We start from the raw sequence: 15,482 nt of genomic DNA, 5'->3' as shown, positions 1-15,482 counted from the left end.
GGTTGTGATTCCCCGTGAACGCCTGTTTAGTACGGCTTTCACCTACGTACGCGCACGCGGGCATAGGCGCGTACCGGGACGCGTGCGACGCCCGTGAGGCGCGGCGGGGCCGCCGTGAACAGCGCCCCGGTCGGCGGCAGGTCCTCCAGCCCGGTCAGCCTTTCGACGACGGGCACGCCCGCGCCCAGCAGGATCCGTCTGGCGGGCCGCTCGTCGCGCGCGCCGTCGTCCAGCCCGTCGGCGTCGGTGCCGACCAGCGCGGCCTCGTGCTCCACCAGCCAGGCCGCGGCCGCCCCCGTGAGGCAGTGCCCCTCGCGCACGCCGGTGTGGAGGAGGACGGCGCAGCCGCGGACGTCGAAGGCGGCCAGCGACCCCACGTCCACGGACCGCCGCTCGGCGCCCGTCACCCGGATCACCACGGCGGGGAGGTCGACCGTCCGCGGCAGCGTGAGGGCGGGGAGGTCGCCGTTCGGCGCTTCCAGGTAGGTGCCGCCCTCCTGAGGGAGGTGGTTGAGCTCGACCAGCGCGTCGCCGGAGTCGTGCGGTGGTGCGCCGGCCCGGTCCGACGGGCCGCCGCGGGTGCCCTTGTGCGGCTCGGCGAAGATCCGCACGTTGGCCAGCTCCACGGTGTCGGTCATCAGCAGGCCGAGCGAGGCCACGAACAGCGCGGCGATCTCGGCTTCGGTGGCGCCGGGGCCGGGCACGTCGACGCGGAACCCGTGAACGGTGAGGTCACCGCCGTTGCTGAAGGCGATCGAGGCGTCGAAGGAGGCGCGGTGGTCGGTCATGGCGCGATCAATCTACCGCGCCGCGGCCGGCCGCCACTGGACGGTCCCGTCCCCCGGTGGGGCCCTGCTCCGAACGGCCCCGACCGCCGGGAACCGGGGTCACGAGCCGCGGAGGAAGTCGCGGATCTTGGACCAGCGGTCGGCCACCGGGGCCTCGGCGCCGTGCCGGGTCGGCTCGTAGTAGCGGCGGTCCCGGACCTGCTCAGGCGCGTAGTCCTGGCGTACGAGCCCGTGGTCGAAGTCGTGCGGATATTTGTAGCCCTCCCCGTGCCCCAGCTTGGCGGCCCCCGGGTAGTGGGCGTCGCGGAGGTGACCGGGGACCTGGCCGATGAGGCCGCGGCGGACATCGCCGATCGCGGCGCCGATGGCCTTGACGACGGCGTTGGACTTGGGCGCCAGGGCGCAGTGGATGACGGCGTGGGCGAGGTTGATCTGGCCCTCGGGCAGGCCGATGAGCTGCACGGCCTGGGCGGCGGCGACGGCCGTCTGCAGGCAGGTGGGGTCGGCCATGCCGACGTCCTCGGAGGCGAAGATGACGATGCGGCGGGCGATGAAGCGCGGGTCCTCGCCGGCCTCGATCATGCGGGCCAGGTAGTGGAGCGCGGCGTCGGCGTCGGATCCGCGCATCGACTTGATGAACGCGCTGATCACGTCGTAGTGCTGGTCGCCCTGCCGGTCGTAGCGCACGGCGGCCTTGTCGACGGCCTTCTCGACGACTTCCACGGTGATGTCGTCGGCCAGCAGCGCCGCCGCCTCCAGGTACGTCAGCGACCTGCGCGCGTCCCCTCCGGCGAGGCGGACGAGATGGTCGAGGGCCTCCGGCGCGAGCGTGGCGCGGCCGTCCAGGCCGCGCGGGTCGGAGACGGCGCGCTCCAGCACCGTGCGGATGTCGTCGTCGGACAGCGACTCCAGCGTGAGCAGCAGCGAGCGCGACAACAGCGGCGAGATGACCGAGAAGAACGGGTTTTCCGTGGTGGCTCCGATGAACGTGACCCAGCGGTTCTCCACGGCGGGCAGCAGGGCGTCCTGCTGGGCCTTGTTGAAGCGGTGCACCTCGTCCACGAACAGCACGGTCTGGCGGCCGGTCATGCCGAGCTCGCGCCGCGCGTTGTCGATGGCCGCCCGCACGTCCTTGACGCCGGCGGACACCGCGGAGATCTCGACGAAGCGGCGTTCGGTCACGTTGGAGACGACGTAGGCCAGCGTGGTCTTGCCGGTGCCCGGCGGCCCCCACAGGAACAGCGACATGGGGGCCTCGCTCTCGACCAGGCGCCGCAGCGGCGTGCCTGACCCGAGCAGGTGCCGCTGGCCGATGACCTCGTCGAGGGTGCGCGGGCGCATGCGCACCGCGAGGGGCTGCGGGGTGGCCTCCTCAGCCGCTGAGTCGAACAGGCTATCCACTTGACTCGCGATCCAGAGTAATCATAAAGTTACCGCTCGTAATCAAACGCCCCGTGCCCAGGCGACGCGGGGCACCCTCCCCCATTCGGCCTCGGCCCGGGTGGGCCGGCGTCCGGAGGGACTCGCGCCAACAGGCCGGCATCGGCACCACGGCGTGACGACGATCGGCACTCTCAGCCAGTCAGAGACGCTGTCCACGAAGCGAGATTACATGCCCCACACGGCTCTCGCTCCGGAGTCGCCGGCACGGAAGACGTAGTAGCCGGCGACTCCGGCCAGCACCAGGGTCACGCCCGAGAGGATCAACGTCGTGACACGGCCGAACCGGTCGCGGCCGACGGAGTCGCGGGCCGGGCGGGTGACGTACACGAGCAGGAGCGAGACCGCGGCCAGGCCGAGCACCGAGAGCAGGAGCGGGGTGGCGAAGCTCTGGTGGGTGGAGATGCGGGCGCCGAGCTCGCCGTCGGCGCTCGCGAAGCGGGCGGCCTTGAGGCTCTCGCCGCTCTCCCTGGCCGCGTAGACGGCCGCGGGGGCGCCCAGGGAGAGCAGGACGACGGCCCAGGCCACGTACGCCCGCCAGCGCGGCAGCAGCGCGTAGACCGCCGCCGCGGCGACAAGGAGCGGGGTCAGGACGACGGCGAAATGGATGATCAGCGGGTGGGCCGGGAGGTCCAGGATCTGGTCGAACATGGGGGGCTCCTTAGTGCTCATTTCAACTACGTGTGGGAGCACCATAAGGTTCGTGACCTCACAAGTCGCACATCACGGCTTTCACCACTTACGTCCGGCACATACCAGCGGCCGGTAGCATGCGCGGAGTTGTTTGGTCATATGTCGGCAAGGATGAAGGAGACGAGCGGTGAGCGGCGAAGACCGCAAGAACGAGCTGGCGCGGGAGCACAAGGAGCGGCAGGAGAAGCGCGCAGCGTCCGAGCAGTCCTCCAAGGCGAGGCGGAACACCTTCATCGGCGCAGGCGTGGCCGTCGTCGTGGTGGCGGGCGGCGTCTTCGCCGCGACCACGCTGGTCGACAAGGACGGATCCGAGGCCGCGTCGGCGGCGAGCACGCCTTCGGCGTCCGCCTCCGCCTCTTCCTCCCCCTCCGCGTCCGTTCCGGCGATCCCGAGCACCGCGCCCCCGGTGAAGCCGGGTTCGGTGACGTGCACGTACAAGCGTGACACCTCCGTCCCGAACAAGTTCGTGGGACTGCCGGGCAAGAAGCCCAACATGAAGCTGAAGAAGTGGACGATCAACCTCAACCGCGGCAAGGTGGTCGTCGACCTCATGACGACCGCAGCGCCGTGCAGCGTCAACTCGCTCAGCTTCCTGGCCAAGAAGCACTTCTACGACAACATGAAGTGCCACCGGCTGGTCACCCCCGACGTGGCGGGCGTGCACCTGCTGCAGTGCGGCGATCCGCTGGCCAAGGCGGACGGCAAGAACGTGGGCGACGGCCAGGGCACGTCGGGCTACGTCTACGGCGATGAGAACACCGAGATCCCCCCGGTCAAGGGCGTGGTGATGATGTCCCAGCCGCCCGAGGCGGCCGGGCAGAACAACAGCCAGTTCGTCATCTCGCTGTCGGACGACAACACGCAGATCGGCGCGGGCTACTCGGTCGTGGGCATGGTCAGCGAGGGCATGGACGTGCTGCTCGGACTGGCCAAGGACGGCAAGGACCTGCTGGTCAACCAGGGCGACGTCACCGGTGAGGGCGGCACCACCGCCCCCAAGAACCCGGTGGTCATCAAGAGCATGACGTTCTCCTGAGCAGGCTCATGAGAAAGCCGGTAGGGCGGGCGCCCTACCGGCTTCGTCATGCTCAGGCGTTCTTCGGCTGGGCGTCGACGCCCGCCTCCTTGCGCTGGTCGGCCGTGATCGCCGTGGGCGCGCCGGTGAGCGGGTCGAACCCGGAGGCCGTCTTCGGGAAGGCGATCACATCGCGGATCGACTCGCCGCCGGACAGCAGCATGCAGATCCGGTCCCAGCCGTAGGCGATGCCTCCGTGCGGCGGCGGGCCGTACTTGAACGCCTCCAGCAGGAAGCCGAACTTGCTCTCCGCCTCCTCCTTGGAGATGCCGAGCACGTCGAAGACGCGCTGCTGCATCTCGGCCCGGTGGATACGGATCGAGCCGCCGCCGATCTCCATGCCGTTGCAGACCATGTCGTACGCGTAGGCCAGCGCCTCGCCCGGGTGGTCCTGGAAGTTGTCGGCCCACTCCGGCTTCGGCCCGGTGAACGGGTGGTGCACGGCCGTCCAGCCGATCTCGCGGCCCACCTCGTCGTGCACCGGCTCGAACATGGGCGCGTCGACGACCCACAGGAACGACCACGCCGACTCGTCGATGAGGTCACAGCGGCGGCCGATCTCCAGCCGGGCCGCGCCGAGCAGGTCGCGCGCGGCGTGCCTGGGGCCGGCCGCGAAGAAGATCGCGTCGCCGGGGCCGGCGCCGACCTTGGCCGCCAGCCCGCCCGCCTCCTCCTCCGACAGGTTCTTGGCGACCGGGCCGCCGAGCGTCCCGTCCTCCTGCACGAGCACGTAGGCCAGGCCCTTGGCGCCGCGCGAGCGGGCCCACTCCTGCCAGCCGTCGAGCTCCTTGCGCGTCTGCGAGGCCCCGCCCGGCATGACGACCGCGCCGACGTACTCGGCCTGGAACACGCGGAACGACGTGTTCGCGAAGTAGTCGGTCATCTCGACCAGCTCCTGGCCGAAGCGCAGGTCGGGCTTGTCGGAGCCGTAGCGGGCCATCGCGTCGGCGTACGTCATGCGCGGCAGCGGCGTCGGCAGCTCGTAGCCGGCGATCTCCCGCCACAACCGGCCGATCAGCTTCTCGCCGACCTCGATGACGTCCTCCTGGTCCGCGAAGGACATCTCGACGTCGATCTGGGTGAACTCCGGCTGCCGGTCGGCCCGCAGGTCCTCGTCGCGGTAGCACTTGGCCAGCTGGTAGTAACGCTCCAGGCCGGCGACCTGCAGCAGCTGCTTGAACAGCTGGGGCGACTGCGGCAGGGCGTACCAGTTGCCGGGCTGCAGGCGCACCGGCACGAGGAAGTCGCGCGCGCCCTCGGGGGTCGAACGGGTCAGGGTCGGCGTCTCGACGTAGACGAAGCCGAGCTCGTTCATGGTCTCGTTGGCCAGGTAGGTCGCCTTGGACCGGACGCGCATCGCGGTGGCCACCTGCTGGCGGCGGATGTCGAGGTAGCGGTACTTCAGCCGCGCCTCCTCCGACACGCCCACGTTGCCCTCGATCGGGAACGGCAGCGGCGCCGACTCGCTCAGCACCTCCACCGTGTCGGCCACGACCTCGATCTTGCCGGTGGGCAGGTCGGGGTTCTCGTTGCCCTCCGGGCGGACGCGGACCTCGCCGACGATCTTCACGCAGTATTCGGCGCGCAGGTCGTGGGCGTGGTCCTCCTCGCGGAAGACCACCTGCGCCGAGCCGGTGGCGTCACGCAGGTCGATGAAGACCACGCCGCCATGGTCCCGGCGGCGGGCCACCCATCCCGCGAGCGTCACCTTCTGCCCGGCGTGCTCCTCGCGGAGCGACCCGGCCGTATGCGTGCGGATCACTGCACTTTCCCTTCGTGCGGATAGAGGTAGACGAGGGGCGGCAGCGACCCGGCACGTGCTGACTGGCGGATCACTGCACTTTCCCCTTCAAGAAGCCGACGACCTGGGCCAGCGGCACCTCGGTCTGGTCAGCGGTGCTCAGGTCCTTCACTTGCACGGCGTCGGCCGCGAGGTCGCGCTCGCCCAGGATCAGCGCGAAACGGGCACCGGAACGGTCGGCCCCCTTCATCGCGCCCTTGAGCCCCTTGCCGCCGAAGGCCATGTCGGCGGCGACGCCGGCCGCGCGCAGCTCGTTCAGAAGCTTGAACATGGCCCGCGCCGCCTCGTCGCCCAGCGCCACACCGTACACCTCGCAGCGGGAGGGCGCGGCGGGAGCGACGCCTTCCCGCTCCAGGGCGATGACGGTGCGGTCGAGGCCGAGGCCGAAGCCGATGCCGGGCAGCGGCGGCCCGCCGATGGCCTCGGAGAGCCCGTCGTAGCGTCCGCCGCCACCGATGCCGGACTGCGCGCCCAGCAGCGGGTGGTCGAACTCGAACGTGGTGCGGGTGTAGTAGTCGAGCCCGCGCACCAGCCGCGGCGCGTCCTCCCACTTGATGCCGAGGTCGGCCAGGAGCTGCTTGACCCGGTCGTGGTAGGCATTGCAGTCGGGGCAGAGGTGATCACCGATGAGCGGCGCGCCCTCGAGCTGCGCGCGGACCTCGGGACGCTTGTCGTCGAGCACGCGCAACGGATTGATCTCGATCCGCGCCCTGGTGGCCTCGTCGAGGTCGAGCGCGCGGAGGAACTCCTGCAGCCGCGCCCGGTAGACCGGGCGGCACTCCTTGCAGCCCAGCGAGTTGAGCAGCAGCCGCACCTGAGTGAGACCGAGCGCGGAATACCACTGCCAGGCCAGCGCGATGGTCTCGGCGTCGACGGCCGGGTCCTCGCTGCCGATCGCCTCCAGGTCGAGCTGGTAGAACTGCCGGTAGCGGCCCTCCTGCGGCGCCTCGGCGCGGAACACCGGCCCGTCGGTCCACACCTTCACCGGGAGCTGGCCGCGGTGCAGGCCGTATTCCAGGACCGCGCGCAGCACGCCGGCCGTGAACTCCGGGCGCAGCGTCAGCGACCGGCCGCCGCGGTCGGTGAAGGTGTACATCTCCTTGCTGACGACGTCAGTGGACTCCCCTACGCCGCGAGCGAACAGCTGGGTGTCCTCGAAGACCGCGGTCTCCAGGTAGGAGTATCCAGCGCGCCTGGCCGTCTCGGCGAACGCTCCGCGGATGGCGTAGAACGTCGAGGCCTGCGGCGGAACGTATTCCTTGACGCCTTTGGGTGCTTGGAAGCTCATTAGATCCCTCGTGTGGGACCGGCGTGCGGCGCTGCTTCTTTCAGATATGGGTTGGTCGCGCGCTCGCGGCCGATCGTGGTCTGTGGTCCGTGGCCCGGCAGAACGACCGTATCGTCAGGCAGCGGCAGACACTTGGTAGCCAGGCTGCGCAGGATCGTCGGATAGTCGCCCCCCGGAAGGTCAGAGCGTCCGATGGAGCCGGCGAACAGCAGGTCGCCCGAGAACATGATCTCGTCATCGGGCAGCCGGAAGCTCACCGACCCCCTGGTATGGCCGGGCGTGTGGTCGACCACGAGCTCGAGGCCGGCGAGCTGGAGGACGGCGCCGTCGGTCAGCTCGCGCACGTCGTCGGGCTCGCTCAGCGTGAGGCCGCCGAACAGCGAGGAGCTCGTGTCGGACCAGCCCGCGGCCGGGTCGCTCAGCAGGTGGCGGTCCTCCGGGTGGATCCACGCGGGGACGTCGCGCGCGCCGCAGACCGGGGCGACCGACCAGACGTGATCGAGGTGGCCGTGCGTGAGCAGGACCGCGACCGGCTTGAGCCGGTGCTCGCGCAGCAGCTCGTCGACGCCGTCGGCCGCGTCCTGACCTGGATCGACGATGACGCACTCCGCACCGGCGGCAGGCGCGACGACGTAACAATTGGTCTGGAAGGCCCCTGCGGGGAAGCCGGCGATGAGCATCTGCCTCAGGTGATCTCGTCGAAAAGCCAATGGGAATGTAACCGAAGGGTACCGGTGCGGGTCGCCGGGCTGCGAATCATTACCCGTTGGCCGATACGATTCGCCCACCTCAGTTGATTCACTATGGGAGGCAAAGCGGTGGCCACGGGGAAGGACCGGCAGAAGGCGCTGGCTCGCGAGCACTACGAGCGGCAGATGCAGCGCCGTCTCGAGCGTGAGCAGAAGGCCAAGCGCAACGCGATCATCGGCTCCACCGTGGGCGTGGTCATCGTGGTCGGTGGCATCGTCGCCGCGGTGGCGGTGCTCGGCGGCAACGACCCGGCGACGGAGGCGGCCGCCTCACCTACGGCGTCCGCCGCGGACACCGCGACGGCCGCGCCCAGCGCCACGGCGGCGAGCACGGGGCCCAAGCCGTACGACGCGGCGACCGGCACCTGTGACTACGCCGCCGACACGGCGGGCGGTCAGGTGAAGGACGTCGGCACGCCGCCGAAGAAGGTCAAGACGACGCCCGCCACGAAGAAGATGACGATCGCGACAAATCTTGGCGACATCGTGGTCGATCTCAACAACGCCAAGGCGCCCTGCACCACGAACTCACTGGAGTTCCTGGCGAAGAAGAACTACTACGACGGCACCAAGTGCCACCGGCTCGGCAGCGACGCGTTCCCGATGCTGCAGTGCGGCGACCCGACCGCGAAGGCCGACGGCAAGAGCCAGGACGGCGCCGGCGGCCCCGGGTACGTACTGGCCGAGGAGAACCTCCAGGGCGCCCAGTACAAGCGCGGCGTGATGGCGATGGCCAAAACCCAGGCGCCCGGCAGCACGGGAAGCCAGTTCTTCCTTGTTTACGGAGACATCCAGCTCGACCCGCTTTACACGCCGGTGGGTACGATCACCAAGGGGCTCGACATCTTGGACAAGGTGAACAAAGCAGGCATCATCGCCGACTCGGGAGGCGGGACTGGGGCACCCAAGCAAACCGTCGAAATCAAAGACGTGACAATCGCCGGCAAGAGCTGACGTAATACAAACTAGGGACGAAGTAGTCCCGAAGGGTCTGATGGAAAGTGCGGGAGGACACGGTGAGCACCGACCCGTGGGGCCGGGTAGACGACGACGGCACCGTCTACGTGCGTACGGCTGAGGGAGAGCGGGCCGTCGGCTCCTGGCAGGCCGGTGAACCCGAAGAGGCACTGGCCTACTTCCATCGCAAGTACGACGAGCTGGCGGGCCAGGTTCAGCTGCTCGAACAGCGGGTCAGGGGCACTGATCTGGCTCCGGCGCAGGCCGAGGCCAGCATCGCCAAGCTGCGCGAGGCCGTCGCCGACGCCCACGCCATCGGCGACCTGGCCGCGCTGACGACCCGGCTCGACGGCCTGACGGAGCTGGTCGCCCAGCGCCGTGAGGAGGTCAAGACGGCCCGCGAGCACGCGCGCGCCGAGGCCAGGGCGGTCAAGGAGCGCATCGTCGCCGAGGCCGAGCGCATCGCCGACGAGACCACCCACTGGAAGTCGGGCGGCGAGCGGCTGCGCCAGCTGGTCGAGGAGTGGAAGGCCGCGGACCGGATCGACCGGGTCACCGAGGCCGCGCTGTGGAAGCGGCTGTCGGCCGCCCGCACGGCGTTCGCCAAGCGGCGCAAGCAGTACTTCGCGGGGCTGGACGAGCAGCGTGAGGGCATTCGCGCGGCCAAGGAGCGCATCGTCGCCGAGGCCGAGGCGCTGGCCGACTCGACCGACTGGGGTCAGACCGCGGCCGTCTACCGCGAGCTGATGCAGCAGTGGAAGAGCGCGGGCCGGGCCTCGCGCGAGGCCGAGGACGAGCTGTGGGCCCGCTTCAAGGCCGCCCAGGACCAGTTCTTCCAGGCCCGGTCGGCGGTCTTCGCCGAGCGCGACGCCTCGCTGGCGGCCAACGCGCAGGTCAAGGAGGAGCTGCTGGCCGAGGCGGAGAAGATCCTCCCGGTCACCGACATCCGCACGGCCAGGGGCGCGCTGCGCCACATCCTGGAGCGGTGGGAGGCCGCCGGGCCCGTGCCGCGTGAGCAGCGCGACCGGCTCGAAGGCGGGCTGCGCAAGGTGGACGAGGCCGTGCGCAAGGCCGAGGACGCCGAGTGGAAGCGCTCCAACCCCGAGGCCAGGGCCCGCGCGCAGAGCACGGTCGACCAGCTGCGCACCTCGATCGAGCAGCTGGAGAAGCGGCTGGCCAAGGCGCAGGCCGCCGGGCGCGCCAAGGACGTCAAGGAGGCCGAGGAGGCACTGGTCGCCCGCCGCTCCTGGCTCGAGGAGGCCGAGCGCACGCTGGCCGAGTTCAGCTGAGCCGGGCGAGCGGCCGTCCGGCCGCCTCGCCCGGTCCCTGACGTGCTTTCCCGCCCGATCACAGGGAATCGGGCGGACGCGGAGGGGCCCCGCGATCTACGCTGACGGCATGGATCCCGTCAGCGTCGCGCGTGCCCTGGTCGAGGAGATGTTCCCGGGAGCCCTGTACGCCTTCGTCGGCGGCAGCGTGCTCACCGAGCACCGCACCAGCACCTCCGATCTCGACGTCGTGGTGGTGCTCGACGGCCTGCCCAGGCCTTACCGCGAGTCGCTGCGGTGGCGCGGCTGGCCGGTCGAACTGTTCGTGCACAGCGAGACCAGCCTGCACGCCTACCTCGACAAGGACTTCGACCGGCGGCAGCCGAGCCTGGCGCGCATGTGCGCCGAGGGCGCGGTGCTGACCGACCGGACCAGCGGCCGGGCCAGCGACCTGCAGGCGACGCTGGGCGTACGCCTGGCGGCCGGTCCCGGCGGGCTGACGGACACGCAGGCCGAGCGGGCCCGCTACTGCCTGTCCGACCTCCTGGACGACCTGTCGGGGGCGACGGATCCCGGCGAGCAGACATTCATCCGGTGGCAGGTGGTGGAGGAGACGGCCCGGCTGGCGCTCGGGTTCGGGCGCCGGTGGCAGGGCAGCGGCAAGTGGCTGCTGCGCGAGCTGCGGGCACACGACCCGGAACTGGCCGCTGAGCTGCTGGCCGTGCATGACGACCCGGTACGCCTGGCGGCGGTGGCCTCAGGGGTGCTGGAGAGGGCGGGAGGGCGGCTCTGGGAAGGATACCGGGCCGAGGGTGACCCGTTTCACCGGCCGCTGCGTCACGTGGCCTCAGGGGAGCTCTCGGGGGAGACGGCGCAGAGCTCCGGCATGCGGCGGCTGGCCGCCGTCAGCGGCGCCACCGCCGGGTCCTCGCGGCTCTGGATGGGCCAGACCCATGTCGCGCCCGCCACCCGCTCCTCCGACCACCACCACGGGGCCTCCGAGACGGCGATCTACGTGGTCAGCGGCACCCCGTCGTTCGTGTTCCTCGACGGGGCGCGGGAGGTCCGGCTGGACACCAAGCCCGGGGACTACGTCTTCGTGCCCCCGTACGTGCCGCACCGGGAGGAGAACCCCGACCCGTCACAGGAGGCCGTCGTCGTGATCGCCCGCAGCACCCAGGAGGCCATCGTGGTCAACCTCCCGGACCTCCGCCCCCACTGACCTCCGCCCCGCGCCGGCCGGACGCGGCGGGTCAGCCGCCGGCACCGCTGACGCGGTAGACGTCGAAGACGCCCTGGATGCTGCGGACGGCCTTCAGCACGTGCCCCAGGTGCTTCGGGTCACCCATCTCGAAGGTGAACTTGCTGATCGCCACCCGGTCCCGCGACGTCGTCACCGAGGCGCTGAGGATGTTGACATGCTGGTCGGACAGCGTACGCGTCACGTCGGAGAGCAGGCGCGGCCGGTCCAGAGCCTCCACCTGGATGGCCACCAGGAACACGCTGTCGTCGCTCGGCGACCAGCTCACCTCGACCAGCCGGTCCGGCTGCGACTTGAGCTGCTGGATGTTGGTGCAGTCGCCCCGGTGCACGGACACGCCGTGCCCGCGGGTGACGAACCCGACGATCTCGTCGCCGGGCACAGGGGTGCAGCACTTCGACAGGCGTACCCAGACGTCGGCGTCGCCCGCCACCACCACGCCGGCGCCGCCCCCGCCCCGGGGACGGCCGCGCAGCCGGGTCGGCAGCGAGGTCTCGGCGATGTCCTCCTCGGCGCTGTCGACGCCGCCGATCGAGGCCACCAGCTTCTGCACGACGGCCTGCGCCGCGACGTGCCCCTCGCCCACGGCCGCATACAGCGCCGACACGTCGGGGTAGCGCAGGTCGCGGGCCAGCGCCAGCAGCGCCTCGCCGGACATCAGCCGCTGCAGCGGCAGCCCCTGCTTGCGCATGGCGCGGCCGATGGCCTCCTTGCCCGCCTCGATCGCGGTCTCGCGGCGCTCCTTGGAGAACCACTGCCGGATCTTGTTGCGGGCGCGGCCCGACTTGACGAACTTCAGCCAGTCACGTGACGGCCCGGCGTCGGGCGACTTGGAGGTGAAGATCTCGACGGTGTCGCCGTTGCCGAGGCGCGACTCCAGCGGCACCAGCCGCCCGTTGACGCGCGCCCCGATGCAGCGGTGGCCCACCTCGGTGTGCACGGCGTACGCGAAGTCGACCGGTGTGGCCCCCTCGGGCAGGGCGATGACCTGGCCCTTCGGGGTGAACACGTAGACCTCGGACACCGACAGGTCGAACCGCAGCGACTCCAGGAACTCGCCCGGGTCGGAGGTCTCCTTCTGCCAGTCGAGGAGCTGGCGCAGCCAGGCCATGTCGCTGCCCGGCTTGACCTTGCCGGGAGGGCCGCCGCCGACCTCCTCTTTGTACTTCCAGTGCGCGGCCACGCCGTATTCGGCCCTGTGGTGCATCGCGTGGGTGCGGATCTGCAGCTCCACCGGCTTGCCCTCGGGACCGATCACCGTCGTGTGCAGCGATTGGTACATGTTGAACTTGGGCATCGCTATGTAGTCTTTGAACCGCCCCGGCACCGGGTTCCACCGGGCGTGGATCGTGCCCAGCGCCGCGTAGCAGTCGCGCACGCTGTCGACCAGCACGCGGATGCCCACCAGGTCGTAAATGTCGTCGAACGCCACGTCCCTGGCGATCATCTTCTGGTAGACCGAGTAGTAGTGCTTGGGCCGGCCCTTGACCACCGCGCGGATCTTCGCCTCGCGCAGGTCGCCCGAGACCTTCTCGATGACCTCCTGCAGGAACAGGTCGCGGCGCGGGGCCCGCTCCGACACCATGCGCGCGATCTCGTCGTAGCGCTTGGGGTAGAGCATGGCGAACGCGAGGTCCTCGAGCTCCCACTTGATCGTGTTCATGCCCAGGCGGTGGGCCAGCGGGGCGAAGATCTCCAGCGTCTCGCGGGACTTCTGGTGGCGCTTGTGCTCGGGCAGGTAGCGCATGGTGCGCATGTTGTGGAGCCGGTCGGCCAGCTTGATGATCAGCACGCGGATGTCGCGCGACATGGCGACGACCATCTTGCGCACGGTCTCGGCCTGCGCCGCGTCGCCGAACTTGACCTTGTCCAGCTTGGTCACGCCGTCGACCAGAGACGCGATGGTGTCGCCGAAGTCGCCGCGCAGCTCGTCGAGGCCGTAGGCGGTGTCCTCGACAGTGTCGTGCAGCAGCGCCGCGCACAGCGTCTCGTCGTCGGTGCCGAGCTCGGCCAGGATGGTGGCCACGGCGAGCGGATGCGTGATGTACGGGTCGCCGGACTTCCGCTTCTGGTCGCGGTGGTGGTAGGCGGCGACGTCGTAGGCGCGCTCGATCACGCGCAGGTCGGCCTTGGGGTGGGTGGCGCGGACCGTGCGGAACAGCGGCTCCAGCACCGGGTTCATGGCCCCACCCCCAAACCGTCGCCGGCGCGTCGCTGGAACGCCGGACGGCTCGGCGCTGCCGGAGTCGGCTACCTCGGGCACGACCGCATCACGGGGCACACAGACTCCTCCCGCAATGGCTCCTCACGCAATTGGCTCCTCACGTTCGAGTCCAGATCCCCCAGTGTATCCAGGTGGCGAACCCGGGCCGTCGCGGGCCGGGCTCAGACGATCACGAGGGAATGCAGGTTCACTCCCGTCAAACGCTCGCGGCCCTTGAGAAATGCCAGCTCCATGAGCACCGCGATGCCGATGACGTCGGCGCCGGCCCGCTTCACCAGATCCATGGTCGCCTTCGCCGTGCCGCCCGTGGCCAGCACGTCGTCGACGATGAGGACGCGGTCGCCGGGCGCGAACGCGTCGCGGTGGACCTCGATGGTCGCGGAGCCGTACTCCAGATCGTAGGACTCTTCGAGGGTTTCGGCGGGCAGTTTCCCCTTCTTCCGCACAGGCACGAACCCGGCCCCTGCCCGGTACGCCACCGGCGCCGCCAGGATGAACCCGCGCGCCTCGATCCCCACGATCTTGTCGACCTGGTGCAGCCCGGCCAGCTCGTCCACCACGGCCGCCATCGCGACCGGGTCGGCCAGGAGCGGGGTGATGTCCTTGAACATGACTCCCGGCTTGGGATAGTCGGGCACGTCCCTGATCCGGTCCAGGATCATCGTGCTCAGCTCACTCATGGCGTTTCCCTCGCATCTCTCCACCGGCCGTCGTGCCGGGCTCCATGATGGTGCATTCCAGCCCTCAGGCGGACCGGTCCCGCCCCGGCGGGCGGCCCAGGATGCCCTCTATGGCGCCGCAGACGTCCTCACGGGCGCGGAAGTCCTCCGGACCATTCCGGACCTCCAGGGACATCCATGCGGCGCTCAAGGGACGTCCTGCGGCCCCGAGACGGCGCGACGCCCCCGCCCGGCAATGGGCGGGGGCGTCGTCCGTGCCGTACGCGGCTATCCCTTGGCTACCGCCGCGCTTTTGGAGCCCTTCGCCCCCTTGCCGCCCGTCGAGGCGAGCCGCTTGGCGATGGCCTGGTACTTCGGCTCGCGCTCCTTCAGCGTCACCAGCAGCGGCGTGGCCACGCACAGCGAGGAGTACGTGCCGACGATCATGCCGACGAACAGCGCCAGCGACAGGTCCTTCAGCGTGCCGGCGCCGAGCAGCGTGGTGCCGATGAACAGGATCGCCGCCACCGGCAGGATCGCGACCAGTGACGTGTTCAGCGACCGGATCAGCGTGTGGTTGAGCGCGTTGTTGGCGGCCATCGAGTACGTCATCTTCGACGTGTGGCCCAGCTTGGCCGTGACCTCCTTGATCATGTCGAACACCACGACCGCGTCGTAGAGCGAATAACCGAGGATGGTCAGGAAGCCCAGCAGCGTCGCCGGCGTGACCTCGAAGCCCGACCAGGCGTAGATGCCGGCCGTGATGACGAGGTCGTGGATGAGCGCGACGATCGCGGCCAGCGCCATCTTCGGCTCGAACGCCATCGACAGGTACAAGATGATCGCCAGCATGAACACGCCCAGGCCGATCCAGGCCTTCTGGGAGACCTCACCGCCCCAGGACGCGCCGATCGACTGAATGCTGACCTGGCCGACCGGGACGTTGAAGTCCTTGGCCACCCCGGACTGGACCTGGTTCAGCGTGCCTTCGGAAAGGGTCTCGGTGGTGACCCGCCAGCCGTTTCCGGCCGTCTGCACGATCGGCTGGTGCACGCCCTCGTCACTGAAGGTCTCGCGGACCTGCTCGATGGTGGCGCTGGGCGCGCTGAAGGTGAAGACCGAGCCGCCCCTGAACTCCACGCCCAGGTTGAGCCCGTTGATCAGCAGACCGGCGAGCGAGACGGCCAGCAGCAGGCCGGACAGGCTGTACCAGAGTCTCCATTTGCCGACGAAGTCGACGTCGATCTCGCCGCGGTAGAGGCGACGCGCGAGTCCCATC

The 15,482-nt window shown here is 70.1% G+C and carries 13 protein-coding genes; 4 read left to right on the top strand and 9 right to left on the bottom strand.

The window, feature by feature from the left end; all coding sequences use genetic code 11:
* Window positions 1–38: 38 nt before the first annotated feature.
* From ACIBX3_RS32320 to ACIBX3_RS32310, 3 genes are all read right to left on the bottom strand, one after another.
* Window positions 39–788: a cyclase family protein gene (locus ACIBX3_RS32320; protein ID WP_397123584.1), complete on the bottom strand. Its 750-nt coding sequence runs from the start codon at window positions 786–788 to the stop codon at window positions 39–41.
* 99 nt (window positions 789–887) lie between these two features.
* Window positions 888–2,189 (bottom strand): replication-associated recombination protein A, encoded by a 1,302-nt coding sequence (locus ACIBX3_RS32315; protein ID WP_397123582.1) that lies wholly within the window; start codon window positions 2,187–2,189, stop codon window positions 888–890.
* A gap of 207 nt (window positions 2,190–2,396) precedes the next feature.
* On the bottom strand, window positions 2,397–2,879 hold the full coding sequence (locus ACIBX3_RS32310; RefSeq protein WP_397123580.1) for a DUF2231 domain-containing protein: 483 nt from the start codon (window positions 2,877–2,879) through the stop codon (window positions 2,397–2,399).
* Window positions 2,880–3,048: 169 nt separating this feature from the next.
* Here ACIBX3_RS32310 and ACIBX3_RS32305 point away from each other — a divergent pair, with 169 nt between their 5' ends.
* Entirely contained in the window at window positions 3,049–3,957 is a 909-nt protein-coding gene (locus ACIBX3_RS32305; protein ID WP_397123578.1) for a peptidylprolyl isomerase, read from the top strand.
* 52 nt (window positions 3,958–4,009) lie between these two features.
* Here the strand turns inward: ACIBX3_RS32305 and aspS are convergent, their stop codons facing one another.
* The 3 genes from aspS to ACIBX3_RS32290 form a co-directional block, all read right to left on the bottom strand.
* Complete coding sequence (gene aspS / locus ACIBX3_RS32300) at window positions 4,010–5,758, bottom strand: aspartate--tRNA ligase (RefSeq protein ID WP_397123576.1); 1,749 nt, start codon at window positions 5,756–5,758, stop codon at window positions 4,010–4,012.
* Between the two features lie 70 nt (window positions 5,759–5,828).
* A complete protein-coding gene (hisS, locus tag ACIBX3_RS32295; RefSeq protein ID WP_397123574.1) occupies window positions 5,829–7,085 on the bottom strand; it encodes a histidine--tRNA ligase in 1,257 nt (418 codons plus the stop codon).
* Window positions 7,085–7,765 (bottom strand): MBL fold metallo-hydrolase, encoded by a 681-nt coding sequence (locus ACIBX3_RS32290; RefSeq protein ID WP_397123571.1) that lies wholly within the window; start codon window positions 7,763–7,765, stop codon window positions 7,085–7,087. Before ACIBX3_RS32290 ends, hisS begins: the two co-directional genes overlap by 1 nt.
* A gap of 138 nt (window positions 7,766–7,903) precedes the next feature.
* Between ACIBX3_RS32290 and ACIBX3_RS32285 the strand changes: the two genes are divergently transcribed.
* From ACIBX3_RS32285 to ACIBX3_RS32275, 3 genes are all read left to right on the top strand, one after another.
* Window positions 7,904–8,788 (top strand): peptidylprolyl isomerase, encoded by an 885-nt coding sequence (locus ACIBX3_RS32285; protein WP_397123569.1) that lies wholly within the window; start codon window positions 7,904–7,906, stop codon window positions 8,786–8,788.
* Window positions 8,789–8,850: 62 nt separating this feature from the next.
* The gene (locus tag ACIBX3_RS32280; protein WP_397123567.1) at window positions 8,851–10,080 is read left to right on the top strand and encodes a DUF349 domain-containing protein; all 1,230 of its coding nucleotides are present in this window, start codon (window positions 8,851–8,853) and stop codon (window positions 10,078–10,080) included.
* Window positions 10,081–10,189: 109 nt separating this feature from the next.
* Window positions 10,190–11,281, top strand: coding sequence for a cupin domain-containing protein (locus ACIBX3_RS32275; protein WP_397123565.1), 1,092 nt, complete (start codon window positions 10,190–10,192; stop codon window positions 11,279–11,281).
* A 31-nt stretch (window positions 11,282–11,312) separates the two neighbouring features.
* Here ACIBX3_RS32275 and ACIBX3_RS32270 read toward each other — a convergent pair whose 3' ends face one another.
* The 3 genes from ACIBX3_RS32270 to secF all read right to left on the bottom strand — a co-directional run bounded on the left by ACIBX3_RS32270 (window position 11,313) and on the right by secF (window position 15,481).
* A complete protein-coding gene (locus ACIBX3_RS32270) occupies window positions 11,313–13,502 on the bottom strand; it encodes a RelA/SpoT family protein (protein WP_397123563.1) in 2,190 nt (729 codons plus the stop codon).
* Between the two features lie 203 nt (window positions 13,503–13,705).
* Window positions 13,706–14,224, bottom strand: coding sequence for an adenine phosphoribosyltransferase (locus tag ACIBX3_RS32265; protein WP_397123561.1), 519 nt, complete (start codon window positions 14,222–14,224; stop codon window positions 13,706–13,708).
* A gap of 267 nt (window positions 14,225–14,491) precedes the next feature.
* A complete protein-coding gene (gene secF / locus ACIBX3_RS32260; RefSeq protein WP_397123559.1) occupies window positions 14,492–15,481 on the bottom strand; it encodes a protein translocase subunit SecF in 990 nt (329 codons plus the stop codon).
* Between the last annotated feature and the right edge of the window lies 1 nt (window position 15,482).

This window comes from Nonomuraea sp. NPDC049480 (assembly GCF_044465905.1).
In the GTDB taxonomy this organism is placed as follows: Bacteria; Actinomycetota; Actinomycetes; order Streptosporangiales; family Streptosporangiaceae; genus Nonomuraea.
The sequence above is the reverse complement of the archived record's forward strand: the minus strand, read 5'-3'. Positions and strand labels throughout refer to the sequence as shown.

What these genes read in the sequence shown, in the direction of transcription:
- ACIBX3_RS32320 (WP_397123584.1), bottom strand. Translation starts at nt 788, where the DNA reads ATGACCGACCACCGCGCCTCCTTCGACGCCTCGATCGCCTTCAGCAAC.
- ACIBX3_RS32310 (WP_397123580.1), bottom strand. Translation starts at nt 2,879, where the DNA reads ATGTTCGACCAGATCCTGGACCTCCCGGCCCACCCGCTGATCATCCAT.
- hisS (WP_397123574.1), bottom strand. Translation starts at nt 7,085, where the DNA reads ATGAGCTTCCAAGCACCCAAAGGCGTCAAGGAATACGTTCCGCCGCAG.
- ACIBX3_RS32290 (WP_397123571.1), bottom strand. Translation starts at nt 7,765, where the DNA reads ATGCTCATCGCCGGCTTCCCCGCAGGGGCCTTCCAGACCAATTGTTAC.
- ACIBX3_RS32275 (WP_397123565.1), top strand. Translation starts at nt 10,190, where the DNA reads ATGGATCCCGTCAGCGTCGCGCGTGCCCTGGTCGAGGAGATGTTCCCG.
- ACIBX3_RS32270 (WP_397123563.1), bottom strand. Translation starts at nt 13,502, where the DNA reads ATGAACCCGGTGCTGGAGCCGCTGTTCCGCACGGTCCGCGCCACCCAC.
- ACIBX3_RS32265 (WP_397123561.1), bottom strand. Translation starts at nt 14,224, where the DNA reads ATGAGTGAGCTGAGCACGATGATCCTGGACCGGATCAGGGACGTGCCC.
- secF (WP_397123559.1), bottom strand. Translation starts at nt 15,481, where the DNA reads ATGGGACTCGCGCGTCGCCTCTACCGCGGCGAGATCGACGTCGACTTC.